At 64.3% G+C, this 23,442-nt stretch carries 26 protein-coding genes; 19 read left to right on the forward strand and 7 right to left on the reverse strand.

Annotated elements, in window-relative coordinates:
* Nucleotide 1: 1 nt before the first annotated feature.
* The 4 genes from BLS27_RS03955 to BLS27_RS03970 form a co-directional block, all read right to left on the reverse strand.
* Entirely contained in the window at nt 2–2,005 is a 2,004-nt protein-coding gene (locus BLS27_RS03955; RefSeq protein WP_232092099.1) for a methyl-accepting chemotaxis protein, read from the reverse strand.
* A 71-nt stretch (nt 2,006–2,076) separates the two neighbouring features.
* Complete coding sequence (locus tag BLS27_RS03960; RefSeq protein ID WP_043207204.1) at nt 2,077–2,631, reverse strand: chemotaxis protein CheW; 555 nt, start codon at nt 2,629–2,631, stop codon at nt 2,077–2,079.
* Nucleotides 2,628–2,993 carry a twitching motility response regulator PilH gene (gene pilH / locus BLS27_RS03965; protein ID WP_043207202.1) on the reverse strand — a complete coding sequence of 122 codons (366 nt, stop codon included), beginning with the start codon at nt 2,991–2,993 and terminating at the stop codon, nt 2,628–2,630. Before pilH ends, BLS27_RS03960 begins: the two co-directional genes overlap by 4 nt.
* A gap of 49 nt (nt 2,994–3,042) precedes the next feature.
* The gene (locus BLS27_RS03970; protein ID WP_043207200.1) at nt 3,043–3,444 is read right to left on the reverse strand and encodes a response regulator; all 402 of its coding nucleotides are present in this window, start codon (nt 3,442–3,444) and stop codon (nt 3,043–3,045) included.
* A gap of 239 nt (nt 3,445–3,683) precedes the next feature.
* On the opposite strand from BLS27_RS03970, the gene gshB reads away from it, so the two are divergent.
* The 14 genes from gshB to BLS27_RS04040 all read left to right on the forward strand — a co-directional run bounded on the left by gshB (nt 3,684) and on the right by BLS27_RS04040 (nt 17,629).
* Nucleotides 3,684–4,637 (forward strand): glutathione synthase, encoded by a 954-nt coding sequence (gene gshB / locus BLS27_RS03975; protein WP_090343265.1) that lies wholly within the window; start codon nt 3,684–3,686, stop codon nt 4,635–4,637.
* 140 nt (nt 4,638–4,777) lie between these two features.
* Complete coding sequence (locus tag BLS27_RS03980; protein WP_043207195.1) at nt 4,778–5,677, forward strand: energy transducer TonB; 900 nt, start codon at nt 4,778–4,780, stop codon at nt 5,675–5,677.
* A 119-nt stretch (nt 5,678–5,796) separates the two neighbouring features.
* Nucleotides 5,797–6,366 (forward strand): YqgE/AlgH family protein, encoded by a 570-nt coding sequence (locus BLS27_RS03985; protein ID WP_070571079.1) that lies wholly within the window; start codon nt 5,797–5,799, stop codon nt 6,364–6,366.
* The gene (ruvX, locus tag BLS27_RS03990; protein WP_043207190.1) at nt 6,366–6,791 is read left to right on the forward strand and encodes a Holliday junction resolvase RuvX; all 426 of its coding nucleotides are present in this window, start codon (nt 6,366–6,368) and stop codon (nt 6,789–6,791) included. Before BLS27_RS03985 ends, ruvX begins: the two co-directional genes overlap by 1 nt.
* 51 nt (nt 6,792–6,842) lie before the next feature.
* Nucleotides 6,843–7,361, forward strand: coding sequence for a bifunctional pyr operon transcriptional regulator/uracil phosphoribosyltransferase PyrR (pyrR, locus tag BLS27_RS03995; protein ID WP_043207188.1), 519 nt, complete (start codon nt 6,843–6,845; stop codon nt 7,359–7,361).
* Nucleotides 7,362–7,373: 12 nt separating this feature from the next.
* On the forward strand, nt 7,374–8,378 hold the full coding sequence (locus BLS27_RS04000) for an aspartate carbamoyltransferase catalytic subunit (RefSeq protein WP_043207186.1): 1,005 nt from the start codon (nt 7,374–7,376) through the stop codon (nt 8,376–8,378).
* Nucleotides 8,375–9,646: a dihydroorotase gene (locus tag BLS27_RS04005; RefSeq protein ID WP_043207184.1), complete on the forward strand. Its 1,272-nt coding sequence runs from the start codon at nt 8,375–8,377 to the stop codon at nt 9,644–9,646. The genes BLS27_RS04000 and BLS27_RS04005 overlap by 4 nt, the downstream gene beginning before the upstream one ends.
* A gap of 192 nt (nt 9,647–9,838) precedes the next feature.
* Nucleotides 9,839–10,369 carry an ATP-dependent protease subunit HslV gene (gene hslV, locus BLS27_RS04010; RefSeq protein WP_043207181.1) on the forward strand — a complete coding sequence of 177 codons (531 nt, stop codon included), beginning with the start codon at nt 9,839–9,841 and terminating at the stop codon, nt 10,367–10,369.
* 76 nt (nt 10,370–10,445) lie between these two features.
* Complete coding sequence (gene hslU / locus BLS27_RS04015; RefSeq protein ID WP_043207178.1) at nt 10,446–11,789, forward strand: ATP-dependent protease ATPase subunit HslU; 1,344 nt, start codon at nt 10,446–10,448, stop codon at nt 11,787–11,789.
* 143 nt (nt 11,790–11,932) lie between these two features.
* Nucleotides 11,933–12,310, forward strand: a complete 378-nt coding sequence (locus BLS27_RS04020) for a gamma-butyrobetaine hydroxylase family protein (protein WP_043207175.1) — start codon at nt 11,933–11,935, stop codon at nt 12,308–12,310.
* A gap of 351 nt (nt 12,311–12,661) precedes the next feature.
* Nucleotides 12,662–14,341, forward strand: a complete 1,680-nt coding sequence (gene phaC / locus BLS27_RS04025; RefSeq protein WP_090343267.1) for a class II poly(R)-hydroxyalkanoic acid synthase — start codon at nt 12,662–12,664, stop codon at nt 14,339–14,341.
* Between the two features lie 60 nt (nt 14,342–14,401).
* A complete protein-coding gene (phaZ, locus tag BLS27_RS04030; protein ID WP_043207169.1) occupies nt 14,402–15,259 on the forward strand; it encodes a poly(3-hydroxyalkanoate) depolymerase in 858 nt (285 codons plus the stop codon).
* Nucleotides 15,260–15,327: 68 nt separating this feature from the next.
* On the forward strand, nt 15,328–17,010 hold the full coding sequence (phaC, locus tag BLS27_RS04035) for a class II poly(R)-hydroxyalkanoic acid synthase (RefSeq protein ID WP_090343270.1): 1,683 nt from the start codon (nt 15,328–15,330) through the stop codon (nt 17,008–17,010).
* Nucleotides 17,011–17,014: 4 nt separating this feature from the next.
* Nucleotides 17,015–17,629, forward strand: coding sequence for a TetR/AcrR family transcriptional regulator (locus tag BLS27_RS04040; RefSeq protein WP_090343274.1), 615 nt, complete (start codon nt 17,015–17,017; stop codon nt 17,627–17,629).
* Nucleotides 17,630–17,741: 112 nt separating this feature from the next.
* Here the strand turns inward: BLS27_RS04040 and BLS27_RS04045 are convergent, their stop codons facing one another.
* The 3 genes from BLS27_RS04045 to BLS27_RS04055 form a co-directional block, all read right to left on the reverse strand.
* Nucleotides 17,742–18,530 (reverse strand): phasin family protein, encoded by a 789-nt coding sequence (locus tag BLS27_RS04045; protein WP_090343276.1) that lies wholly within the window; start codon nt 18,528–18,530, stop codon nt 17,742–17,744.
* A 10-nt stretch (nt 18,531–18,540) separates the two neighbouring features.
* Nucleotides 18,541–18,963 carry a phasin family protein gene (locus BLS27_RS04050; RefSeq protein ID WP_043207160.1) on the reverse strand — a complete coding sequence of 141 codons (423 nt, stop codon included), beginning with the start codon at nt 18,961–18,963 and terminating at the stop codon, nt 18,541–18,543.
* Nucleotides 18,964–19,137: 174 nt separating this feature from the next.
* Nucleotides 19,138–19,413, reverse strand: a complete 276-nt coding sequence (locus tag BLS27_RS04055; RefSeq protein ID WP_043207157.1) for a polyhydroxyalkanoic acid system family protein — start codon at nt 19,411–19,413, stop codon at nt 19,138–19,140.
* Nucleotides 19,414–19,537: 124 nt separating this feature from the next.
* Here BLS27_RS04055 and ubiE point away from each other — a divergent pair, with 124 nt between their 5' ends.
* From ubiE to BLS27_RS04080, 5 genes are all read left to right on the forward strand, one after another.
* Entirely contained in the window at nt 19,538–20,308 is a 771-nt protein-coding gene (ubiE, locus tag BLS27_RS04060) for a bifunctional demethylmenaquinone methyltransferase/2-methoxy-6-polyprenyl-1,4-benzoquinol methylase UbiE (protein WP_043207154.1), read from the forward strand.
* Nucleotides 20,308–20,931 carry a ubiquinone biosynthesis accessory factor UbiJ gene (locus tag BLS27_RS04065; RefSeq protein WP_070571072.1) on the forward strand — a complete coding sequence of 208 codons (624 nt, stop codon included), beginning with the start codon at nt 20,308–20,310 and terminating at the stop codon, nt 20,929–20,931. Before ubiE ends, BLS27_RS04065 begins: the two co-directional genes overlap by 1 nt.
* The gene (ubiB, locus tag BLS27_RS04070) at nt 20,928–22,538 is read left to right on the forward strand and encodes a ubiquinone biosynthesis regulatory protein kinase UbiB (RefSeq protein WP_043207148.1); all 1,611 of its coding nucleotides are present in this window, start codon (nt 20,928–20,930) and stop codon (nt 22,536–22,538) included. The genes BLS27_RS04065 and ubiB overlap by 4 nt, the downstream gene beginning before the upstream one ends.
* A 73-nt stretch (nt 22,539–22,611) precedes the next feature.
* A complete protein-coding gene (gene hisI, locus BLS27_RS04075) occupies nt 22,612–23,004 on the forward strand; it encodes a phosphoribosyl-AMP cyclohydrolase (protein ID WP_027592414.1) in 393 nt (130 codons plus the stop codon).
* A gap of 1 nt (nt 23,005) precedes the next feature.
* Entirely contained in the window at nt 23,006–23,341 is a 336-nt protein-coding gene (locus BLS27_RS04080) for a phosphoribosyl-ATP diphosphatase (protein WP_043207145.1), read from the forward strand.
* Nucleotides 23,342–23,442 lie beyond the last annotated feature (101 nt).

Below are 23,442 nucleotides of genomic sequence, written 5' to 3' on the forward strand. Positions count from 1 at the left end.
CTCAACGCCGCTCGGCGGGTGCCGGCAGGGTAAAACCGGAGACCGAACGACGCATCTCGCTGGCCATGCGCGCCAAGTGGCGGATGCTGTCGGCGGTGGCGCTGGAACCGGCCGAGGTCTGGGCGGTGATCTGCTGGATCACCGCCATGGTGTGGGAGATCTGCCCGGCCGAGGAGGTCTGCAACTGGGCTGCGTCGGAGATGCTGTGGATCAGCTCGGCGAGGGTCTGCGATACGCCTTCGATCTCGGCAAGCGCCACCCCGGCGTCCTGGGCCAGGCGCGCACCGCGCACCACCTCGGCGGTGGTTTGCTCCATGGAGATCACCGCCTCGTTGGTGTCGACCTGGATGGTCCGCACCAGCGCCTCGATTTGCCGAGTAGCCGACGAGGAGCGCTCGGCCAGGCGCTGCACTTCGTCGGCGACCACCGCAAAACCACGCCCGGCCTCGCCAGCGAGGGAGGCCTGGATCGCGGCATTGAGCGCAAGGATGTTGGTCTGGTCGGCAATGTCGTCGATCAGGCTGACGATATCGCCGATTTCTTGGGAAGACTCGCCCAGGCGTTTGATCCGCTTGGCGGTGTCCTGGATCTGCTCGCGGATGTTGTCCATGCCGTGGATGGTGTTGTGCACCACCTCGTTGCCCTTGTTGGCAATGGCCACCGAACGCTCGGCCACCTTGGCCGATTCGTAGGCGTGGGAGGACACACGGTCGATCGACTCGACCATGTCGCCCACCGCCAGGGACGCCTCGCTGATCTGCTCGGCCTGGTGTTCGGAGGCCTTGGCCAGCTGGCGCGCTGTGTTCTGGGTGTCCTGCACGGCGGCGGCGACCTGCTCGGCACTGTGATTGATGGTGGCCACCAGGTCGCGCAACTGGTCGACCGAATAATTGATCGAATCGGCAATGGCGCCGGTGAAGTCCTCAGTGACCGACACCGTGACGGTGAGGTCGCCATCGGCCAGCTCCTCGATCTCGTCCAGCAGACGCATGATCGCTTGCTGGTTGCGCTCGTTCTTCTCGGCGGTCTCGCGCAACTGGCGGTGGGTGGCGCGCACCATCACCAGGCCGATGAGGATGATCGAAGCCAGCGCCACCAACCCCAGCAGATAGCCACCGACAGTAGCCAGGGTGCGCCCGCTGGCCAGGTTCTCGAAGCTGTTGGCCAGGTGCGAGGCTTCATCGAGCAAGGTTTGCGACAGACTGAAGATATTGCCGGCCGCCTCGCGCACGCGCAGCAGTTCAGGCGACGTTTCGAGGATCTCGTCCACGGACCCGGAGACGAACTGGAACAGTTCGGCGATCTCCGCGAGGCGGGCGCGAGCATCGGCGTCCTCGACCTTGGTCACGTGAATCGCCGGGTTGCCGCCAAGCATGCCTTCGAGCACCTGGCCGAAACGGCTGGCGTCGCGGCCAAAGGCATCGGCGGCCTGTACCGAGGTGTCATCACCGGCCAGCACGGTGTTGACCGAACCCAGAATGCGCTCGGCCAACAGCAACTGACGCTGGGCCACCGCCACCTGGCTCGCCGGCGCTCCGCTCTGCAGGAGGATCTCCACTACTTTTTCGTATTCGACCTGCAACTGAGGCACGGTCTCGGCCAGCGTTGCCGCCACTTGGTGCAGCGACAGCACGGTCTGCTCGCTGGCCAGGATGGTGTCGGTATTCTTGCGCAGGTTGTCCCAGTCCTGACGGACCGCGTCCATCTCGTCCCGCACGGTCAGCGGCGCCGGCGGCAGCCCGGTGGCCTTGTCGCCCTCGCGCAGATAACGCCAGCGCCGCTCGAAGTCATTGCGCGCATCGGACAGCAGCTTGAACGCCAGGGCCTTGCCGGCCGCCGCTTCGGTGGCGTTCTTGGCGATGCGCTGGGACAGCACGCGCAACTCGCCGGCGTGGCCGATGTACTGTTTGTCGTAGTTGGACTGGGTATTGAGGTACGCGAAGTTGGCGAACAGCAGGATGATCGCCAGGATGAGCACCAAAAACAGTGCGGTGATCTGCGCAATACTGCGGCTGCGCTGGCTTTCGGCAACCGGAGCGACGGGGGTGGCGGGTTTGTTCACGGTCGAAGCATCCTCTACAACGCCACGTCGAGAAAGCCTGGCGCCTGGGCCAGGGCGAACGGGCTGAAGATCGCCCAGTTGCGTTCACGGGGAAAATGCCCCTGGACGAAGGGCGCCGCGGCACGCAGCAAGGGCTGCGGTGGCGACAGCTCCAGACTGCTCAGGGCAAAGTGTTGAAGGCCCAGGACTTCGTCCACCAACAGGCCGGCGAACAGTTCTTCGTGGTCCAGCACCAACACACGCCGCTGCTTGCCCGCCGCCGCAGGGCCTAGGCCAAAGAAGGCGCTCAAGTCCATAACCGGCAGCAGCCGGCCACGTAAATTGGCCACACCGCAGACCCAGGGCTGCACGCCGGGGACCCGGCTAGTGCGCGGCTCATGCAGGACCTCGGCGACTTCGCCCATGGGGGCCACGAACCACTGCCCGGCAATGCGAAACCCAATGCCGCTCCATTGCTGCAAGCGGGTGTCTTGCAAGGGCTGGTCCGCTACCAACAGGCGACAACGCCGGTCGATGTCCAGCAACAACTCGAAGGCGGTCAGCGACGCGCCATGGGGGCGGGTGGTCAAGCCCCGAGCACTTCTTTGAGTTTGCTGATCAGGGCCGCCTCTTCCACAGGCTTGGTCAGGAAGTCGCGCGCGCCCTGGCGTGTGGCCCAGACCCGGTCGGTTTCCTGGTCCTTGGTGGTGACCACGATCACCGGAATGGCGCGGGTCTCAGGGTCCTTGCTCAGCTGACGGGTAGCCTGAAAACCATTCATGCCCGGCATGACGATGTCCATCAGCACCGCGTCGGGTTTCTCCTGACGGGCCAGGGCCACGCCATCGGCGCCGTTGTCGGCCTTGAGCACCTGGTGGCCATGCTTCTCCAGCCAGGCGGTCAGTCTGTACATCTCTGTCGGCGAATCGTCGACGATCAAAACTCGGGCCATGCTGTTTCCCCATTTAAAGGAAAAGAAGACGCCGCCAGGCGCGGCGGTGTCAGGGTGCGTGTTGTTCTTGCACGACGAAACCGGGCACATGAGCCCTGATCGCATCGAGCAGTTCTTCCTTGCTGAATGGCTTGGTCAGGAACTGGTCTGAGCCGACCACCCGACCGCGGGCCTTGTCGAACAGGCCGTCGCGCGAGGACAGCAGGATGACCGGGGTATCCTTGAAGGTGCTGTTCTGCTTGATCACCGCGCAGGTCTGGTAGCCATCCAGGCGAGGCATCAGTACATCGACGAAGATGACCTGGGGCTTGTGGTCGACGATCTTGGCCAGGGCATCGAAACCATCACTGGCGGTGATCACCTCGCAGCCGGCCTCGCCGAGCAACATCTGTGCGGTGCGGCGGATCGTGCGCGAATCGTCGATCACCATCACCTTCAGGGGTTGTTCCATAGTTGCCTACCAGTGGGAATTAGCTGCAGTTGCAAGCATCAAGCTGCGAGAAAAAGCGCGCCGACGCATGGCTGGTTTTTCTCAAGGCTTGTAGTTCAAGGCTTGCAGCTGCACTTTTAGCACACTCCGGATAGCCATTCCATCCGCCGAACCCCTTGACCATCGGCGCTCCCGGCGCCACCCTGAGCCACTTTTCTTTCGAATCACCGCGGCCCCGCGCCGCCAAGAGGAACCACCCCATGAGCGTTCGCCTCGGGATTGTCATGGACCCTATCGCGTCCATCTCCTACAAAAAGGACAGCTCGCTGGCCATGCTGCTGGCGGCCCAGGAACGTGGCTGGAGCCTGTTCTACATGGAGCAGCGCGACCTTTACCTGGGTGCGGGCCAGGCCCGGGCCCAGATGCGCCCCCTGAAGGTGTTCGCCGATCCGGCCCGCTGGTTCGAACTGGGCGAGGAGCAGGACGGCGCCCTGAGTGAGCTGGATGTGGTCCTGATGCGCAAGGATCCGCCCTTCGACATGGAGTTCGTCTACAGCACCTACCTGCTGGAGCAGGCCGAGCGCGAAGGCGTGCTGGTGGTCAACCGCCCGCAGAGCCTGCGCGATTGCAACGAGAAGCTGTTCGCCACCCAGTTCCCGCAGTGCATGGCGCCCACGCTGGTCAGCCGCCGCGTGGACATCCTGCGTGAGTTCGCCGATAGCCGTGGCGACGTGATCCTCAAGCCGCTGGACGGCATGGGCGGTGCCTCGGTGTTCCGCCACCGCAAGGACGACCCCAACCTGTCGGTGATCCTCGAGACCCTCACCCAGCATGGCACCCAGCAGATCATGGCCCAGGAATACCTGCCGCAGATCAAGGACGGCGACAAGCGCATCCTGATGATCGACGGCGAACCGGTGCCCTACTGCCTGGCGCGCATCCCGGCCAGCGGCGAGACCCGTGGCAACCTGGCCGCTGGCGGTCGAGGCGAAGCCCGCCCGCTGACCGAGCGCGATCGCTGGATCGCCGCCCAAGTTGGCCCGACCCTGCGCGAGAAGGGCCTGCTGTTCGTCGGCCTGGACGTGATCGGCGACTACCTGACCGAGATCAACGTCACCAGCCCGACCTGCATTCGCGAAATCGACGCCGCCTACGACACCCACATCGGCGCCCAGCTGATGGACGCCATTGATCGCAAGCTCAAGGCGCGCTGACCGAGGACACGTGGCAATGCCACGCAGTGGGGTATGATGCGCAGCTTCAAGCTGCAAGCTGCACGTACGGGCAGGCCTGCACCGGGCCGCTTTTACTTGAAGCTTGCAGCTTGTGATTCGAAGCTGCCCTTGGATACCTGATGACGCTGCCTGCCGACATCCCTGCCGACCTGCTCCCACCCCGCGTCCGCCCGGTGGACCGGCTTGGCTTCACCCTGTTCCTGGCTGCCTTGGTGCACCTGGCGCTGATCCTCGGCGTGGGTTTCACCATCAGCAAGCCCAGCGAAATCCGCCACACGATGGACATCACCCTGGCCACCTTCAAGAGCGAGAAGCCGCCCGAGAAGGCCGACTTCCAGGCCCAGGACAACCAGCAAGGCAGCGGCACCCTGGAAAAGAAAGCCGTACCCAAGACCACCGAGGTCGCGCCCTTCCAGGACAGCAAGATCAACAAGATCACCCCACCGCCAGCCGCTCGCCAGGAAACCCCGCCCCCGCCGCAGAAGTCCGCGGTGGCCACCAAGGCGCCCAAGGTGCAGAAGGTCGAGCCCAAGCCCAAGGAAAGCAAGGCGCAGCCCAAGCCCCAGGCAGCGGTGCCGGACTTCGACAGTTCGCAGCTCTCCAGCCAGATCGCCAGCCTCGAGGCGGAGCTGTCCAACGAACAGCAGATGTATGCCAAGCGCCCGCGCATCCATCGCCTCAACGCAGCCTCGACCATGCGCGACAAAGGCGCCTGGTACAAGGAAGAATGGCGCAAGAAGGTGGAGCGCGTGGGCAACCTCAATTATCCCGAAGAAGCGCGACGCCAACAGATCTACGGCAACTTGCGGATGATGGTCTCGATCAACCGCGACGGCTCGCTGTACGAAGTGCTGGTGCTCGAATCCTCTGGTCAGCCGGTGCTCGACCAGGCGGCCCAACGCATCGTCCGTCTGGCCGCGCCGTTTGCACCGTTCACAGGCGACCTGGCGGAGTTCGACCGCCTGGAGATCATCCGTACCTGGCGCTTCGCCCGCGGGGACCGGTTGTCCAGTAACTAGCCGCACGTCACACGCCTCAAACGGCAAGAAAAAAGCGCGGGCATGCACAGCCGTGCTTTTTCTTGCCGCTTGAAGCTTGCAGCTTGAAGCCGAGCCCAGCTGACGCCACACTATCACTCATGAAAACCCTCAGCCCGAGCTACCTCAAGCATCAGTTCCTGATCGCCATGCCGCACATGGTCGATCCGAACTTTGCCCAGACCCTCACCTATATTGTCGAGCACAACGCCAACGGCGCCATGGGCCTGGTGATCAACCGCCCGCAGGAGCTGAACCTGGCCGACATCCTGGAGCAGCTACGCCCGGATGAGGAGCCACCGGCCAGCACCCTGCAGGTGCCGATCTACCAGGGTGGCCCGGTGCAGACCGATCGTGGCTTCGTGTTGCACAGCAGCGACTGCAGTTATCAGGCCACGGTGGAGCTGCAGGGGCTGTCGCTCTCGACCTCCCAGGACGTGCTGTTCGCCATCGCCGAAGGCGTAGGGCCCAAGCAGAGCCTGATCACCTTGGGTTATGCCGGTTGGGAAGCCGGCCAACTGGAAGCCGAGCTTGCCGACAACGCCTGGCTCAACTGCCCCTTCGACCCCGAGATCATCTTCGGACTGGCCAGCGAGCAGCGCCTCGAGGCAGCCGCCGCCAGCCTGGGGATCAACCTCAGCCTGCTGACCAGCCAAGCGGGTCACGCCTGATGGCCGAGCTGCGCCTGCTGCTGGGCTTCGACTATGGCAGCAAACAGATCGGCGTGGCCGTCGGCCAGGTGGTCACCGGCCAGGCCCGCGAATTGTGCACGCTTAAAGCCCAGAACGGCGTCCCGGACTGGGCCCAGGTGGAAAAGCTCATCACCGAATGGAAGCCCGACGCCATCGTCGTCGGCCTGCCGCTGAACATGGACGGCACGCCCAGCGAAATGAGCGCCCGGGCCGAGAAGTTCGCCCGCCGCCTGCATGGCCGCTACAACCTGCCTGTGCACACTCATGACGAGCGTCTGACCACCTTCGAAGCCAAGGGCGAGCAGATGGCCCGAGGCATGCGCCATGGCAGCTACCGCGACAACCCGGTCGATGCCATTGCCGCCGCCCTGCTCCTGCAGGGCTGGCTGGAGGCCAATACTTAAATCCGCTTCGCCGCCGGCCCAGCCCGGCGCCCCCCTTCCGAGGAGCACGCAATGAGCCTACCCAATCCCGCCGACCTGATCCGGCAGATGGCCGTCGACCTTCGCGCCCACCTGGCCCGTCGCACTATCACCGAGCCGCGCTTCATCGGCATCCGCACCGGCGGCGTATGGGTAGCCCAGGCCCTGCAGCAGGAGCTGGGCGACAGCAGCCCGCTGGGCACCCTGGACGTGTCCTTCTACCGCGACGACTTCAGCCAGAACGGCCTGCACCCGCAAGTGCGTCCGTCCGAGCTGCCCTTCGAAATCGAAGGCCAGCACCTGGTGCTGGTGGACGACGTGCTGATGAGCGGTCGCACCATCCGCGCCGCGCTCAATGAACTGTTCGATTATGGCCGCCCGGCCAGCGTCACCCTGGTCTGCCTGCTGGACCTGGACGCCGGCGAATTGCCGATCCGCCCGAACGTGCTGGGCGCCACCTTGCAACTGGCGCCCACTGAACGGGTAAAATTGACCGGACCGGCACCGCTCGTCCTCGAGCGCCAGGACCTCGCCACCGCTTCCGCCCTTTAAGAGTCCCTCGCGATGACGCCATTCGACGCCAAGCGCCCGCTGCAGCTCAATGACCAGGGCCAGCTGCGCCACTTTCTCTCGCTCGACGGTTTGCCCCGCGAACTGCTGACCGAGATCCTCGACACCGCCGACTCCTTCCTGGAAGTCGGCGCCCGGGCCGTGAAAAAAGTCCCGTTGCTGCGCGGCAAGACCGTCTGCAACGTGTTCTTCGAAAACTCCACCCGTACCCGCACCACCTTCGAGCTGGCCGCCCAGCGCCTGTCGGCGGACGTGATCAGCCTGAACGTGTCGACCTCCTCGACCAGCAAGGGCGAGACCTTGTTCGACACACTGCGTAACCTCGAAGCCATGGCCGCCGACATGTTCGTCGTGCGCCACTCCGACTCGGGCGCCGCCCACTTCATCGCCGAGCATGTCTGCCCGGAAGTCGCCGTGATCAACGGCGGTGACGGCCGCCATGCGCACCCTACCCAGGGCATGCTCGACATGCTGACCATCCGTCGCCACAAAGGCAGCTTCGAGAACCTCTCGGTGGCCATCGTCGGCGACATCCTGCACTCGCGCGTGGCCCGCTCCGACATGCTGGCGCTCAAGGCCCTCGGTTGCCCCGACATCCGCGTGGTCGGCCCCAAGACTCTGATCCCGGTGGGTATCGAGCAGTACGGGGTGAAGGTCTACACCGACCTGGCCCAGGGCCTGAAAGATGTCGACGTGGTGATCATGCTGCGCCTGCAGCGCGAACGCATGGCCGGCGGCCTGCTGCCCAGCGAGGGCGAGTTCTACCGCCTGTTCGGCCTGACCACCGCACGCCTGGCCGGCGCCAAGCCCGATGCCATCGTCATGCACCCCGGTCCGATCAACCGTGGGGTGGAGATCGAGTCGGCGGTAGCCGACGGTCAGCACTCGGTGATCCTCAACCAGGTGACCTACGGCATCGCCGTGCGCATGGCCGTGCTGTCCATGGCCATGAGCGGCCAGACCGCGCAACGTCAATTCGACCAGGAGAACGCCCAGTGACCATCAGCATTATCGGCGCCCGGGTCATCGATCCTGCCAGCGGCCTGGACACCATCACTGACTTGCACCTCGACGGCGGTCGCATCGCGGCCATCGGTGCAGCGCCCGCCGGCTTCACTGCCAACCGCACGATCCAGGCCGACGGCCTGGTGGCAGCCCCGGGCCTGGTCGACCTCGGCGTCTCCCTGCGCGAGCCGGGATACAGCCGCAAGGGCAACATCGCCAGCGAGACCCGCGCTGCGGTCGCCGGTGGTGTCACCAGTTTGTGCTGCCCGCCGCAGACCAAACCGGTGCTGGACACCTCGGCCGTGGCCGAACTGATCCTCGACCGCGCCCGTGAAGCGGCCAACAGCAAGGTCTACCCGATTGGCGCCTTGACCAAGGGCCTGGAAGGCGAGCAACTGGCCGAGCTGGTCGCCTTGCGCGACACCGGCTGCGTGGCCTTCGGCAACGGCCTGAAGGAAATCCCGAACAACCGCACCCTGGCCCGCGCGCTGGAATATGCCGCCACCTTCGACCTGACCGTGGTTTTCCACTCCCAGGACCGCGACCTGGCCCAGGGCGGCCTGGCCCACGAAGGCCCGATGGCGAGCTTCCTCGGCCTGCCGGGCATCCCCGAGACTGCCGAGACCGTGGCCCTGGCGCGAAACCTACTGCTGGTCGAACAAACTGGCGTACGCGCGCACTTCAGCCAGATCACCAGCGCCCGCGGTGCACGACTGATCGCCCAGGCCCAGCAGCTTGGCCTGCCGGTCACCGCCGATGTGGCGCTGTACCAGCTGATTCTCACCGACGAGGCGCTGCGCGACTTCTCCAGCCTCTATCACGTGCAACCGCCGCTGCGCACCGCCGCCGACCGCGATGGGCTGCGCGAGGCGGTCAAATCGGGTGTGATCCAGGCGATCTCCAGCCACCACCAACCCCACGAGCGTGACGCCAAGCTGGCACCATTCGGTGCCACGGAGCCTGGGATCAGCAGCGTCGAGCTGCTGCTGCCATTGGCCATGACGCTGGTCGAAGACGGCCTGCTCGACCTGCCGACCTTGCTGGCCCGCCTGAGCAGCGGCCCGGCGGCGGCCATGCGTCTGCCGGCCGGCGAGCTCAAGGTCGGCGCAGCGGCGGACCTGGTGCTGTTCGACCCGAACGCTTCCACGGTCGCGGGCGAGCAATGGTTCTCGCGCGGCGAGAACTGCCCGTTCATCGGCCACTGCCTGCCGGGCGCGGTGCGTTATACCTTGGTCGACGGGCACGTCTGCCACGAGGCCTGAGCGAATCCATTTCGCGGGTAAGCCCGCCTCCACAGGGATCCTAGCGCCTGTGGGAGCGGGCTTACCCGCGAATGGGCAACACCGATGGCCCTGCCCGGCACGACCATTCATCCCCCCCGGTTGAAATCCTTCCCCCCACCCCCATATGAGTCTGCAACAGGCATTTTCGCCCCGCTGCGTGGAGACTCTCCCTTGACTACCATCGTTTCAGTCCGCCGCCACGGCAAAGTCGTCATGGGCGGCGACGGCCAGGTTTCCCTCGGCAATACCGTGATGAAAGGCAACGCGAAGAAAGTCCGTCGCCTGTACCACGGCCAGGTCATCGCCGGCTTCGCCGGTGCCACCGCCGATGCCTTCACCTTGTTCGAGCGTTTTGAAGGCCAGCTGGAAAAACACCAGGGCCACCTGATCCGTGCCGCCGTCGAACTGGCCAAGGAGTGGCGCACCGACCGTTCCCTGAGCCGCCTGGAAGCCATGCTCGCCGTGGCCAACAAGGATGCCTCCCTGATCATCACCGGCAACGGTGACGTGGTCGAGCCCGAAGACGGCTTGATCGCCATGGGTTCCGGCGGTGCCTACGCCCAGGCCGCTGCGCGCGCCCTGCTGAACAAGACCGACCTCTCGGCTCGCGAGATCGCCGAGACCGCCTTGAACATCGCCGGTGACATCTGCGTGTTCACCAACCACAACCTGACCATCGAGGAGCAGGACCTAGCCGAGTGATCAGCTGTTTTGGCGCCCGGTCCCGGTGACAGGGCTTTTCCACGCTGACCCACTCTGATCAAGGACCATTTTCATCATGTCCATGACCCCCCGCGAGATCGTTCACGAACTCAACCGCCACATCATCGGCCAGGACGACGCCAAGCGCGCCGTGGCCATTGCCCTGCGCAACCGCTGGCGCCGCATGCAGCTGCCGGCCGAGCTGCGCGCAGAAGTCACCCCCAAGAACATCCTGATGATCGGCCCAACCGGCGTGGGCAAGACCGAGATCGCCCGTCGCCTGGCCAAACTGGCCAACGCGCCATTCCTCAAGGTCGAAGCCACCAAGTTCACCGAAGTGGGCTATGTCGGCCGTGACGTCGAATCGATCATCCGCGACCTGGCCGATGCCGCGCTGAAGATGCTCCGCGAGCAGGAGATCATCCGCGTGCGCCACCGCGCCGAGGACGCTGCCGAGGACCGCATCCTCGACGCCCTGCTGCCCCAGGCCCGGGTCAGCAGCTTCGCCGAGGAAGCCTCGCAGTCGAGCAGCGACTCCAACACCCGCCAGCTGTTCCGCAAGCGCCTGCGCGAAGGCCAGCTGGACGACAAGGAAATCGAGATCGAAGTGGCCGAGTCCATGGGTGTCGAGATCGCCGCGCCACCCGGCATGGAAGAAATGACCAACCAGCTGCAAAGCCTGTTCGCCAACATGGGCAAGGGCAAGCGCAAGGCGCGCAAGCTCAAGGTCAAGGAAGCGCTCAAGATGGTACGTGACGAGGAAGCCAGCCGCCTGGTCAACGAGGAAGAGCTCAAGGCCAAGGCCTTGGAAGCGGTCGAGCAGCACGGCATCGTGTTCATCGACGAAATCGACAAAGTGGCCAAGCGCGGCAACGTCGGCGGCGCCGATGTCTCCCGCGAAGGCGTGCAGCGCGACCTGCTGCCGCTGATCGAAGGTTGCACCGTCAACACCAAGCTGGGCATGGTCAAGACCGACCATATCCTGTTCATCGCCTCCGGCGCGTTCCACCTGAGCAAGCCAAGCGACCTGGTACCTGAGCTGCAAGGCCGTCTGCCGATCCGTGTCGAGCTCAAGGCGCTGACCCCGGAAGACTTCGAGCGCATCCTGCAGGAGCCGCACGCCTCGCTCACCGAGCAATACCGTGAGCTGCTCAAGACCGAAGGCCTGAACATCGAGTTCGCCGCCGACGGCATCAAGCGCTTGGCCGAGATCGCCTATCAGGTCAACGAAAAGACCGAGAACATCGGCGCCCGCCGCCTGCACACCCTGCTCGAGCGCCTGCTCGAAGAGGTGTCGTTCAGCGCGGGCGACCTGGCCAGCGCCCATGACGAAGCGCCGATCCGCATCGACGCGTCCTACGTGAACAGCCACCTCGGTGAGCTGGCGCAGAACGAAGACCTGTCGCGCTACATCCTGTAAGCCCAGCGTCGCCTTCTTCACGGGTAACCCGCTCCACAAGGATTGCAGTGACCTTGTGGGAGCGGGTTCACCCGCGAATGGGCCCTTGAATCCCTCCACAAGAAGCTGGAAGCTTGCCTTATCAGCTCCCGAGAGATTCCCCCATGGCCCGCCTGCCCACCGCCATCAACCTGCACAAAGCCTCCAAGACCCTCAGCCTCACTTACGCCCCCGGCGAGGTCTATCACCTGCCCGCCGAATTCCTGCGGGTGCACTCCCCCTCCGCCGAGGTCCAGGGCCACGGCAATCCCATCCTGCAGTTCGGCAAGATCAACGTCGGCCTTACGGGCCTGGAACCTGCCGGGCAATACGCCCTGAAACTGATCTTCGATGATGGCCACGACAGCGGCCTGTTCACCTGGGAGTACCTCGAGCAGTTGTGCCTACGCCAGGAGCAGCTGTGGACCGAGTACCTCGATGAGTTGCACAAAGCCGGCAAATCCCGCGACCCGGCCGAATCCGTCGTCAAACTCATGCTCTAGTGCAAGACTTCCACGCTTTAGAGCGCGTTTTCTAATCTCATCTGTTTGAATGCCCTACAGACAGCTCATGCACGAGCTGTCTTGCGCATTACATGAAAGTCGGGTAACCAATGGAGCTGGCAAGTTCCCTGCATCGTCGAACGCGCGGGCAGGGTCGGGCCGGTATGTAGAGGTCGCGAGCGAAAGCAGGCTGTCTTCACACGCAGAAAATCCCGCAGCTCATCGCCTGACGCATCCGGTCGCAGCACCGCTGTTTCTTATCACTGGTCACCCGAGCAGCAGTACCGGGCAATCGTCTGTGTACCCGCCACAGCCAACCGGTACTCGTCTCAGGACAACGGAGCGTCGTAGATGAGTAACAAGAACAACGATGAGTTGCAGCGGCAGGCCTCGGAGAACACCCTGGGCCTGAACCCGGTCATCGGCATTCGTCGCAAGGATCTGCTGACATCGGCGCGCACCGTCTTGCGCCAGGCCGTTCGCCAGCCGCTGCACAGCGCCAAGCACGTGGCGCACTTTGGCCTGGAACTCAAGAACGTGCTGCTGGGCAAGTCCAGCCTGCAGCCCAGTGGCGATGACCGCCGCTTCAATGACCCGGCCTGGAGCCAGAACCCACTGTATCGCCGCTATCTGCAGACCTACCTGGCCTGGCGCAAGGAGCTGCAGGACTGGATCGGCAACAGCGACCTCTCCCCTCAGGATGTCAGCCGCGGGCAGTTCGTCATCAACCTGATGACCGAGGCCATGGCCCCGACCAATACCCTGGCCAACCCGGCAGCGGTCAAGCGCTTCTTCGAGACCGGCGGCAAGAGCCTGCTCGATGGCCTGTCCAACCTGGCGAAGGACCTGGTCAACAACGGTGGCATGCCCAGCCAGGTGAACATGGACGCCTTCGAAGTGGGCAAGAACCTGGGCACCAGCGAAGGGGCCGTTGTGTATCGCAACGACGTGTTGGAGCTGATCCAGTACAGCCCCATCACCGAACAGGTGCACGCCCGTCCGCTGCTGATCGTGCCGCCACAAATCAACAAGTTCTATGTCTTCGACCTGAGCCCGGAAAAAAGCCTGGCGCGCTTTTGCCTGCGCTCGAACCAGCAAACCTTCATCATCAGTTGGCGCAACCCCACCAAGGCTCAGCGCGAATGGGGCCTGTCGACCTACATCGATGCACTCAAGGAAGCCGTGGACGCGGTGCTGACGATCACCGGCAGCAAGGATCTGAACATGCTCGGTGCCTGCTCCGGCGGCATCACCTGCACCGCGCTGGTCGGCCACTACGCGGCGCTGGGCGAGAACAAAGTCAACGCCCTGACCCTGCTGGTCAGTGTGTTGGACACCACCATGGACACCCAGGTCGCGCTGTTCGTCGACGAGCAGACCCTCGAAGCCGCCAAGCGCCACTCCTACCAGGCCGGCGTGCTCGAAGGCAGCGACATGGCCAAGGTGTTCGCCTGGATGCGCCCGAACGACCTGATCTGGAACTACTGGGTCAACAACTACCTGCTCGGCAACGAGCCGCCGATTTTCGACATCCTGTTCTGGAACAACGACACCACGCGCCTGCCCGCCGCCTTCCACGGCGACCTGATCGAGATGTTCAAGAACAACCCGCTGACCCGCGCCGACGCCCTGGAAGTGTGCGGTACCGCCATCGACCTGAAGAAGGTCCACTGCGACATCTACAGCGTCGCCGGCACTGCCGACCACATCACCCCGTGGCAGTCCTGCTACCGCTCGGCGCACCTGTTCGGCGGCAAGATCGAGTTCGTGCTGTCCAACAGCGGGCATATCCAGAGCATCCTCAACCCGCCCGGCAATCCCAAGGCGCGCTTCATGACCGGTGAAGACCGCCCGGACGATCCCGTGGCCTGGCAGGAAAACGCGATCAAGCACGCCGACTCCTGGTGGCTACACTGGCAAGCCTGGCTGGGTGAACGCGCAGGTGAGCTGAAAAAGGCGCCGACCCGCCTGGGCAATCGCGCCTACACCGCAGGCGAAGCCGCACCGGGGACGTACGTCCACGAACGATGAGACCTGTCGCCATGGCCGCTTGGTCGCGTCATGGCGTCTTTTTGACCTAGAGTTCCGTGCATGCCGCAACCCTACATATTCAGGACAGTCGAGCTGGACAACCAGTCCATCCGCACCGCGGTCCGCCCCGGCAAGCCGCATCTGACGCCTTTGTTGATCTTCAATGGCATCGGCGCCAACCTGGAGCTGGTGTTCCCGTTCATCGAGGCGCTGGACCCGGACATCGAGGTCATCGCCTTCGATGTGCCGGGTGTCGGCGGCTCGTCCACGCCCAGCCGCCCTTACCGCTTCCCAGGCCTGGCCAAGCTGACTGCGCGCATGCTCGACTACCTCGACTATGGCCAGGTCAATGTCATCGGCGTGTCCTGGGGCGGCGCCCTGGCTCAGCAGTTCGCCCACGATTACCCCGAGCGCTGCAAGAAGCTGATCCTCGCCGCGACCGCTGCTGGGGCCTTCATGGTGCCGGGCAAGCCCAAGGTGCTGATGATGATGGCCAGCCCCCGGCGCTATGTGCAGCCCTCCCATGTGATCCGCATCGCGCCGTTGATTTATGGCGGTGGTTTTCGCCGCGACCCCGACCTGGCCCTGCACCACGCGGCCAAGGTGCGCTCGGGCGGCAAGACCGGTTATTACTGGCAACTGTTCGCTGGCCTTGGCTGGACCAGTATCCACTGGCTGCACAAGCTCCAGCAGCCGACACTGGTACTGGCCGGCGACGATGACCCGTTGATTCCGCTGATCAACATGCGTCTGCTGGCCTGGCGTATTCCCAACGCACAGCTGCACATCATCGACGACGGGCATTTGTTCCTGATTACTCGGGCCGAAGCCGTGGCGCCGATCATCATGAAATTCCTTCAGCAGGAGCGCCAGCGCGCGGTCATGCATCCTCGCCCGGCCCCTGGCCCTGGCGGCTGAACCCCGCCCCACCGGTGGTGATGGTTACGCGAGACGAACGTGGATGAGGCCTTACGACGGAGTGTGGGATGACAGATAAACCGGTAAAAGGGACGACACCGGTCCCCGCCACGAGCATCAATGTACAGAACGCGATCACCGGCCTGCGCGGGCGCGATCTGTTCTCGACACTGCGCAATGTCGGCCGTCTTGGCCTGCGCAACCCCTTGCACACCGCCCATCATCTGCTTGCCCTGGGCGGTCAACTGACCCGGGTGATGCTCGGCGACAGCCCGCACCAGCCCCACCCGCGCGACAACCGCTTCAAAGACCCGACCTGGAGCCAGAACCCTTTCTACCGTCGCGGGCTGCAGGCATACCTGGCCTGGCAGAAACAAACTCGCCAATGGATCGAGGAAAGTACGCTGGACGACGATGACCGCGCTCGTGTCCACTTTCTGTTCAACCTGCTCAACGATGCCCTGGCTCCGAGCAACTCGCTGCTCAACCCTCTGGCGGTCAAGGAAATCTTCAACACCGGCGGCCTGAGCCTGGTCCGCGGCGTGGCCCACCTGCTCGACGACCTGCGTCATAACGACGGCCTGCCGCGCCAGGTGGACGAGCGCGCTTTCGAGGTGGGCGTGAATCTCGCCGCCACCCCTGGCGCCGTGGTGTTTCGCAATGAGCTGCTGGAGCTGATCCAGTACAAGCCGATGAGCGAAAAACAGTACGCCCGACCGCTGATGGTCATTCCGCCGCAGATCAACAAGTACTACATCTTCGACCTTGGGCCGACCAACAGCTTCGTGCAGTACATGCTCAAGAACGGCCTGCAGGTGTTCATGGTCAGTTGGCGCAACCCCGATCCACGCCATCGCGAATGGGGGTTGTCCAGCTACGTGGAAGCGCTGGAAGAGGCCCTCGTCGCCTGCCGCAGCATCAGCGGCAGCCGCGACCCCAACCTGATGGGCGCCTGCGCCGGTGGCCTGACCATGGCCGCCCTGCAGGGCCACTTGCAGGCCAAGGGCCAATTGCGCCGGGTACGCAGCGCCACCTACCTGGTCAGCCTGCTGGACAGCCAATTCGACAGCCCGGCGAGCCTGTTCGCCGACGAGCAGACCATCGAGGCGTCCAAGCGCCGCTCGTACCAGCGCGGTGTGCTCGATGGCGGCGAGGTGGCGCGGATCTTCGCGTGGATGCGGCCCAACGACCTGATCTGGAACTACTGGATCAACAATTACCTGCTGGGCAGGACACCACCGGCTTTCGACATCCTTTACTGGAACGCCGACAACACGCGTTTGCCCGCGGCGTTTCATGGCGAGCTGCTGGACTTCTTCAAGCTCAACCCCTTGACCTACCCGAACGGCATGCAGGTGTGCGGGACACCGATCGACCTGAGCCAGGTCACCCTGGACAGCTTCACCGTTGCCGGCAACAACGATCACATCACTCCGTGGGACGCGGTGTACCGCTCGGCCTTGCTGCTCGGTGGCAAACGCCGTTTCGTGCTGGCCAACAGCGGCCATATCCAGAGCATCATCAACCCGCCTGGCAACCCCAAGGCGCATTTCCTGGAGAACCCCACGCTGTCGAGCGACCCACGTGCCTGGGTGCACGACGCCACACGCCACGAAGGCAGCTGGTGGCCCCAATGGCTGGAGTGGATCGGCCAGCGCTCCGGGCGCCTGAAAGCCCCCGCGACCGAGCTGGGCAACGCCAGCTATCCACCGCTGGGCCCGGCTCCGGGCAGCTATGTCAGGGCACGCTGACACGATGAAGACCCGTGATCGTATCCTCGAATGCGCCTTGCACTTGTTCAATCGCCAGGGCGAACCCAACGTCTCGACCTTGGAGATCGCCAACGAATTGGGCATCAGCCCGGGCAACCTCTATTACCACTTTCATGGCAAGGAGCCGTTGGTGCTGGGGCTCTTCGAGCGCTTCGAGGAAGCGCTCATGCCGCTGCTGGACCCACCCCTGGGCGTGCGCCTGGACGCCGAGGATTATTGGTTGTTCCTGCACCTGATCGTCGAGCACATGGCCCGGTACCGTTTTCTGTTCCAAGACCTGTCGAACCTGACCGGACGCCTGCCGAAGCTGGCCCGCGGCATGCGCAGCCTGATCAATGCGCTCAAGCGCACACTGGCGGCCCTGCTCGCCAGCCTCAAGAGCCAAGGCCTTGTGAGCAGCGACACGCAAGCGCTGGGGCAACTGGTGGAGCAGATCACCCTGACCCTGATGTTTTCGCTCGATTACCAGCGGGTGCTTGGGCGTGAAGGGGACGTGGGCATCGTGGTGTATCAAGTGATGATGCTGGTGGCGCCACATCTGGTAGGCCCTGCACGCGGGGCTGCCGAACAGCTGGCGGGCAGATACCTGGAGGGGTAAGGCGCACGCGATGCGTTGCCTGGCCTGACGCTTTCGCGGGTAAACCCACTCCCACAAGGTTCAACGCTGAACCTGTGGGAGCGGGTTTACCCGCGAAAGGGGCGACGCGGTATTAGGCCTGGGTAGCGGCGTTCACCGGTGCCGATGGCGTGCTGCTGGCCGGCGCAGCGGCGGGTGCCGGAGCGGCGGTTGCAGCGGGGGCGGCGCTGGCGGCCGGCACGGCTGGCTTGGCTGCCGCGGGCTTGACGGGTGCTTTTTTCGCCGCGGGCTTCTTCGCCGCAGCGGGTTTGGCCGCAGGTTTGGCGGCAGTCGCCTTGACAGCCGGTTTTGCCGCAGCGCTCTTCGTCGCAGGCTTGGCAGCCGCCTTGGCTACAGGCTTCGCAGCCGGCTTGGCGGCCGGTTTCGCCGCAGCCGTCTTCGCCGCAGGCTTGGCAGCCGCTTTCGCCAGAGGCTTGGCGGCGGTCTTGCTGGCAGCAGCCTTGGACACTGGCGTCACCGAAGCACCGGTGAGTTTCTCGATCTGCTTGGTGAGGCTATCGACCTGCTGGTGCAGGGCCTTGATCTCGTTGCGGCTTGGTACGCCCAGGCGCGAGATGGCGCTATTGAGGCGCTTGTCGAAGGCTTCTTCCAGCTCGCTCCACTTGCCCAACGCGCGCTCTTTCACATCGGAGACACGAGAGGATGTGGACGACTTGGCGCTTTGCTTCACGTCATCGACATTCTTCTTGGCTTGTTTTTCGGCCTTTTCACCATCCTTGACCAGCGACTCGAACAGCTTCGGGCCGTCCTGGTCGATCTTGGAATAGATACCCAGGCCAGCCAGCCAGATCTTGCGGGAGTACTTCTCGATCCCGCCGACCCAGGAGCTGCCTTCTTTCTCGGTGTTCTTCTTGCCAGCCATCCTGCTCTCCTTATGGTTTGCGCGCGACACGCTCGAGCAACTCGGTCAGCTGTTCGAGTTTGATGGACAACGCTTCAACGTCATGTTTAGACGGTATGCCGAGGCGATTCAAGGCGCGGGCGACCCGTGCATCGAAAGCTTTCTCGATCTTGTCGAGTTGAATCTCGACCTTGCCCCGAACACGGCTTACCTGCACGGTCGCTTCGTCGATCTGGTTGTTGGCGGCGTCGAGCTGTTGGTCGACGCGTTTCTTGCCACGCTTCTCGACGCCTTCGCCGGCCTTGACCAACTCCTTGAAGTAGTCCGAGCCTTCCTGGCCGACACGGGCATAGGCACCCAGGCCCGCCAGCCAGATCTTGCGCGCGTAGCCGCGCACCTCGCCCAAGGTGCTGCCTGGGGCGTCGTCTTTTTTCTTCAGGTTCACTTTGGCCATGCTCTGCACCTCACTCGCTTGAGGGAATGGAGGAACTGCCCATGGAACGCGGGCTTGAGCATAAGGTAGGGCGGAAAATTAGAATCCTCACCCTAAGAGCGCAGCTGCAAGAGAAAGCAAAATCCCGCCGTACGCGATTCTGCTTTTTCTTGCAGCTTGGTACTCGGAGGGCCGTCAGGCCAGGGCCTTGTCCAGCGCTCGCTCGATCTCGCCCTTGATGGTGCCGCTCATCATCGACAGCATCATCCCAAGCTTGAGCTCCACGCGGATGGTGTCCTCGCCGATATGCACGCTGCCATTGGCACCGCTGCGCGACACGTCGACGCGGTCGCCCTGCCAGCTTGCCTTGAGGTCGTACTCGCGGGTCAGCCGGTCCACCAGCACCTCGGCCTTGGCGCGGGCGGCCTCGCGGCCGAGGGAGTGTTTGCGTTCAACGCTGATCTGGGTCATGCGGGCAATCCTGGATATCAACACAATGACGCCATTATGCCCGCGCCCATCCCACGGAGCACCCCGCCAAGACAAATCCGCCCGTTGCCCCTAGAATGGCCGTAATTTTTTTCGGTGAAGCGATATGAACGACCAGCGCAAAGGCGACCACGCCGAACCCACCACCCACTTCGGCTACCAAAACGTACCCGAGAGCCAGAAAGCGAAGAAAGTCGCCGAGGTTTTCCACTCGGTAGCCGCCAAGTACGACCTGATGAACGATGTGCTTTCCGGGGGCATGCACCGCCTGTGGAAACGCTTCACCATCGAGCTGTCGGGCGTGCGCAGCGGCAACCGGGTGCTGGACATCGCCGGTGGCACGGGCGATCTGGCCGCCAAGTTTTCGCGCCTGGTAGGCCCCACCGGCCAAGTGGTGCTCGCCGACATCAACGAGTCGATGCTCAAGGTCGGCCGTGACCGCCTGCTCGACCGTGGCGTGGCCGGCAACATTGAGTTCGTCCAGGCCGACGCCGAGAAGCTGCCTTTCCCGGACAACCACTTCGACTGTGTGACCATCGCCTTCGGCCTGCGCAACGTCACCCACAAGGACGAAGCCATCCGCTCGATGCTGCGCGTCCTCAAGCCCGGCGGTCGCCTGCTGGTGCTGGAGTTCTCCAAACCCACCAACAAGCTCATGTCCAAGGCCTACGACGCCTACTCGTTCGCCTTCATGCCACTGGCCGGCAAGCTGATCACCAACGACTCGGAAAGCTACCGCTACCTGGCCGAATCGATCCGCATGCACCCCGACCAGGAAACCCTCAAGGCCATGATGGTCGAGGCCGGCTTCGACCGCGTCACCTACCACAACATGACCAGCGGCATCGTCGCCGTGCACCGGGGAATCAAACCCTGATGCTCCTGGCCGGCCTGCTCGCCAGCGTCGAGCATGGGCTCAACCGGGTCCTGCGCATGGACAGCACGGCCTTGCCGCGCCTGGCTGCGCTCGAAGGCAAGGTGATCGAGATCGACTGCCGCCAGCCGGCCTTGCAGCTGTACATCCTGCCCGATGAACAAGGCCTGATGCTCGCTGCTCACTGGGAAGGCGAGGTCGATTGCAGCCTGCGCGCGCCGGCCGGCAGCCTCGCCCAACTGGCCTTCGCCAAGGACAAGACCGCCGTGCTGCACAGCCCTCAGGTCGAACTGCATGGCGACAGCGCCGTGCTGCTGGACCTGGTCGGTGTGCTCCAGGACCTGGAACTGGACTGGGAGTACGAGCTGTCGCGCTGGCTGGGGCCGGTCGCCACTGCACTGGTCGCCGGGCATATCCGCCTGCGCGCCCGCTGGACCCGCCAGGGCCTTTCACGCTTCAGCCAGAACCTCTCCGAGTACCTGGCCGAAGAGTCCCGCACCCTGGTCGGCCGGCGCGAAGCCGAAGCGGCCTTCAGTGAGCTCGATGCCCTGAAGGTCGACGTTGAACGCCTCGAGGCGCGCCTGCGCCGCCTCGCCCGATCCCTTGATACCAGCGATAACGCATGAAGCTGCTCGCCGTCCGCCGTCTGTTGCGCATCCAGCGCGTCGTGATCCGCTACCGCCTCGATGACCTGCTGTTCGACCTTCCCCTGCCCTGGTGGCTGATGAGCCTGCGCGCCTTGCTGCCCTGGCGCTGGCTCCCGCGCAAACCGTCCGAGCTCAGCCGCGGTGCACGCCTGCGCATGGCCCTGCAGGACCTGGGGCCGATCTTCATCAAGTTCGGCCAACTGCTGTCCACCCGCCGCGACCTGCTGCCCACCGACATCGCCGATGAACTGATGCTGCTGCAGGACCGCGTGCCGCCATTCGACCCCAAGCAGGCCGTGGCGCTGATCGAGGAGCAGCTGGGCGCCAAGGTCGGCGAAGTGTTCAGCCGCTTCGACGTCGAGCCCCTGGCCTCGGCGTCGGTGGCCCAGGTGCATGCCGCACGCCTCAAGAGCGGTGAAGAGGTCGTGGTCAAGGTGGTGCGCCCTGGCCTCAAGCCGGTGATCGCCCAGGACCTGGCCTGGCTGTTCCTGATCGCCAAGGGCGCCGAGCGGGTCTCGGCCGACGCCCGACGCCTGCACCCGGTGGAAGTGGTCAGCGACTACGAAAAGACCATCTTCGATGAGCTCGACCTGCTGCGCGAGGCAGCCAACGCCAGCCAGCTGCGCCGCAACTTCGAAGGCTCGGAATTGATGTACGTACCCCAGGTGTATTGGGACTGGTGCCGCCCCAAGGTGCTGGTGATGGAGCGCATCTACGGCGTGCCAGTCACCGACCTGGCGACCCTGGCCGACCAGCGCACTGACATGAAACTGCTCGCCGAGCGTGGTGTGGAGATCTTCTTCACCCAGGTGTTCCGCGACAGTTTCTTCCACGCCGACATGCACCCGGGCAACATCTTCGTCAGCACGGTCAAGCCCTGGAGCCCGCAGTACATCGCCATCGACTGCGGCATCGTCGGCAGCCTCACCTCCGAAGACCAGGACTACCTGGCGCGCAACCTGATCGCCTTCTTCAAGCGCGACTACCGGCGCGTCGCCCAACTGCACATCGATTCGGGCTGGGTGCCGGCGCAGACCAAGGTCAACGAGTTCGAGGCGGCTATCCGTACCGTGTGCGAGCCAATCTTCGAGAAACCGCTCAAGGACATCTCCTTCGGTCAGGTACTGATGCGCCTGTTCCAGACGGCCCGACGCTTCAACATGGAAGTCCAGCCGCAGCTGGTCCTGCTGCAGAAGACCTTGCTCAACATCGAAGGCCTGGGCCGCCAGCTTTACCCCGACCTCGACCTGTGGAGCACCGCCAAGCCGTACCTGGAGCGCTGGATGCGTGATCGCATGAGCCCCAAGGCAGTGTTCGGCAACCTGCAAAGCCAGGTAGAGCAACTGCCGCACCTGGCCGACATGACCCGCGACCTGCTCGAGCGTCTGTCGCAGCCGCACCTGAACGATCCGCAACTGCCGGAACGCCGCCGCCAGGGCGACCGCTGGGCTCTACGTCTGCTCGGTGCCGGCCTGCTCGGCGGCGGTGCCACCCTGGCGGCTGGGGCGGCCAGCCTCAGCGCCCCGGCGGCCTGGCCAGCCTGGCTGATGCTGGCGGCCGGGCTCTACCTGATCGTGCGCCAATAGCCAGCCGCGCGGCTGGCTGGCACACTAGCGCAAGGGGCCCGACACAGGCGTGGGTCCGGATTTGGAGTCGACGATGAAAGACTGGCTGGACGAGATCAAGTGGAACAGCGATGGCCTGGTGCCGGCGATCGCCCAGGACCATAAGACCGGACGCGTATTGATGATGGCCTGGATGAACCGCGAATCCCTGGCCCTGACCGCTGCCGAGCAACGCGCCATCTACTGGTCGCGCTCACGTGGCAAACTGTGGCGCAAGGGCGAGGAGTCCGGCCATGTGCAGAAGCTGCACGAAATGCGCCTGGACTGCGACGCCGACGTGATCATCCTGATGGTCGAGCAATTGGGCCATATCGCCTGCCACACCGGCCGCGAAAGCTGCTTCTATCGCGTCTTCGAAGACGGCCAGTGGAAAACCGTCGACCCGGTCCTCAAGGATCCGGATGCCATCTACAGCGCAGGACACTGACATGAGCGACACCCTCAACCGCCTTGCCGAAGTACTCGAGCAACGCAAGCAAGCGGCGCCCGACAGCTCCTACGTGGCCAGCCTGTACCACAAGGGTCTGAACAAAATCCTCGAGAAACTGGGCGAAGAGTCCGTCGAAACCATCATCGCCGCCAAGGATGCCGCCATCAGCAAGGATTACGGCGATGTCATCTACGAAACCGCCGACCTGTGGTTTCATAGCTTGGTGATGCTCAGCGCGCTGGGCCAACACCCACAGGCCGTGCTCGATGAACTGGAGCGCCGCTTCGGGCTCTCCGGGCATGACGAGAAGGCCGCACGCCAGCCTTCCAACTGATGTATTCCCGGGGCGCAGCGCGTCCCTGTGGAGCGGGTTTCCCCGCGAAGAATGCAACGCGGTAGAGAGCACTGGCTTGGCCGGTGTTCGCGGGTGAACCC

The organism is Pseudomonas guariconensis (assembly GCF_900102675.1).
GTDB classification, from domain to species: Bacteria; Pseudomonadota; Gammaproteobacteria; order Pseudomonadales; family Pseudomonadaceae; genus Aquipseudomonas; species Aquipseudomonas guariconensis.

Coding starts and splice junctions, on each gene's coding strand:
- phaC (WP_090343270.1), top strand. CDS start 15,328: ATGACAGATAAACCGGTAAAAGGGACGACACCGGTCCCCGCCACGAGC.
- BLS27_RS04080 (WP_043207145.1), top strand. CDS start 23,006: ATGAGCGACACCCTCAACCGCCTTGCCGAAGTACTCGAGCAACGCAAG.
- phaZ (WP_043207169.1), top strand. CDS start 14,402: ATGCCGCAACCCTACATATTCAGGACAGTCGAGCTGGACAACCAGTCC.
- gshB (WP_090343265.1), top strand. CDS start 3,684: ATGAGCGTTCGCCTCGGGATTGTCATGGACCCTATCGCGTCCATCTCC.
- BLS27_RS04050 (WP_043207160.1), bottom strand. CDS start 18,963: ATGGCCAAAGTGAACCTGAAGAAAAAAGACGACGCCCCAGGCAGCACC.
- pilH (WP_043207202.1), bottom strand. CDS start 2,993: ATGGCCCGAGTTTTGATCGTCGACGATTCGCCGACAGAGATGTACAGA.
- ubiE (WP_043207154.1), top strand. CDS start 19,538: ATGAACGACCAGCGCAAAGGCGACCACGCCGAACCCACCACCCACTTC.
- ubiB (WP_043207148.1), top strand. CDS start 20,928: ATGAAGCTGCTCGCCGTCCGCCGTCTGTTGCGCATCCAGCGCGTCGTG.
- BLS27_RS03980 (WP_043207195.1), top strand. CDS start 4,778: ATGACGCTGCCTGCCGACATCCCTGCCGACCTGCTCCCACCCCGCGTC.
- BLS27_RS04040 (WP_090343274.1), top strand. CDS start 17,015: ATGAAGACCCGTGATCGTATCCTCGAATGCGCCTTGCACTTGTTCAAT.
- BLS27_RS04000 (WP_043207186.1), top strand. CDS start 7,374: ATGACGCCATTCGACGCCAAGCGCCCGCTGCAGCTCAATGACCAGGGC.
- BLS27_RS03970 (WP_043207200.1), bottom strand. CDS start 3,444: ATGGAACAACCCCTGAAGGTGATGGTGATCGACGATTCGCGCACGATC.
- BLS27_RS04055 (WP_043207157.1), bottom strand. CDS start 19,413: ATGACCCAGATCAGCGTTGAACGCAAACACTCCCTCGGCCGCGAGGCC.
- BLS27_RS04045 (WP_090343276.1), bottom strand. CDS start 18,530: ATGGCTGGCAAGAAGAACACCGAGAAAGAAGGCAGCTCCTGGGTCGGC.
- hslU (WP_043207178.1), top strand. CDS start 10,446: ATGTCCATGACCCCCCGCGAGATCGTTCACGAACTCAACCGCCACATC.
- BLS27_RS03985 (WP_070571079.1), top strand. CDS start 5,797: ATGAAAACCCTCAGCCCGAGCTACCTCAAGCATCAGTTCCTGATCGCC.
- BLS27_RS04065 (WP_070571072.1), top strand. CDS start 20,308: ATGCTCCTGGCCGGCCTGCTCGCCAGCGTCGAGCATGGGCTCAACCGG.
- pyrR (WP_043207188.1), top strand. CDS start 6,843: ATGAGCCTACCCAATCCCGCCGACCTGATCCGGCAGATGGCCGTCGAC.
- hisI (WP_027592414.1), top strand. CDS start 22,612: ATGAAAGACTGGCTGGACGAGATCAAGTGGAACAGCGATGGCCTGGTG.
- BLS27_RS04020 (WP_043207175.1), top strand. CDS start 11,933: ATGGCCCGCCTGCCCACCGCCATCAACCTGCACAAAGCCTCCAAGACC.
- phaC (WP_090343267.1), top strand. CDS start 12,662: ATGAGTAACAAGAACAACGATGAGTTGCAGCGGCAGGCCTCGGAGAAC.
- ruvX (WP_043207190.1), top strand. CDS start 6,366: ATGGCCGAGCTGCGCCTGCTGCTGGGCTTCGACTATGGCAGCAAACAG.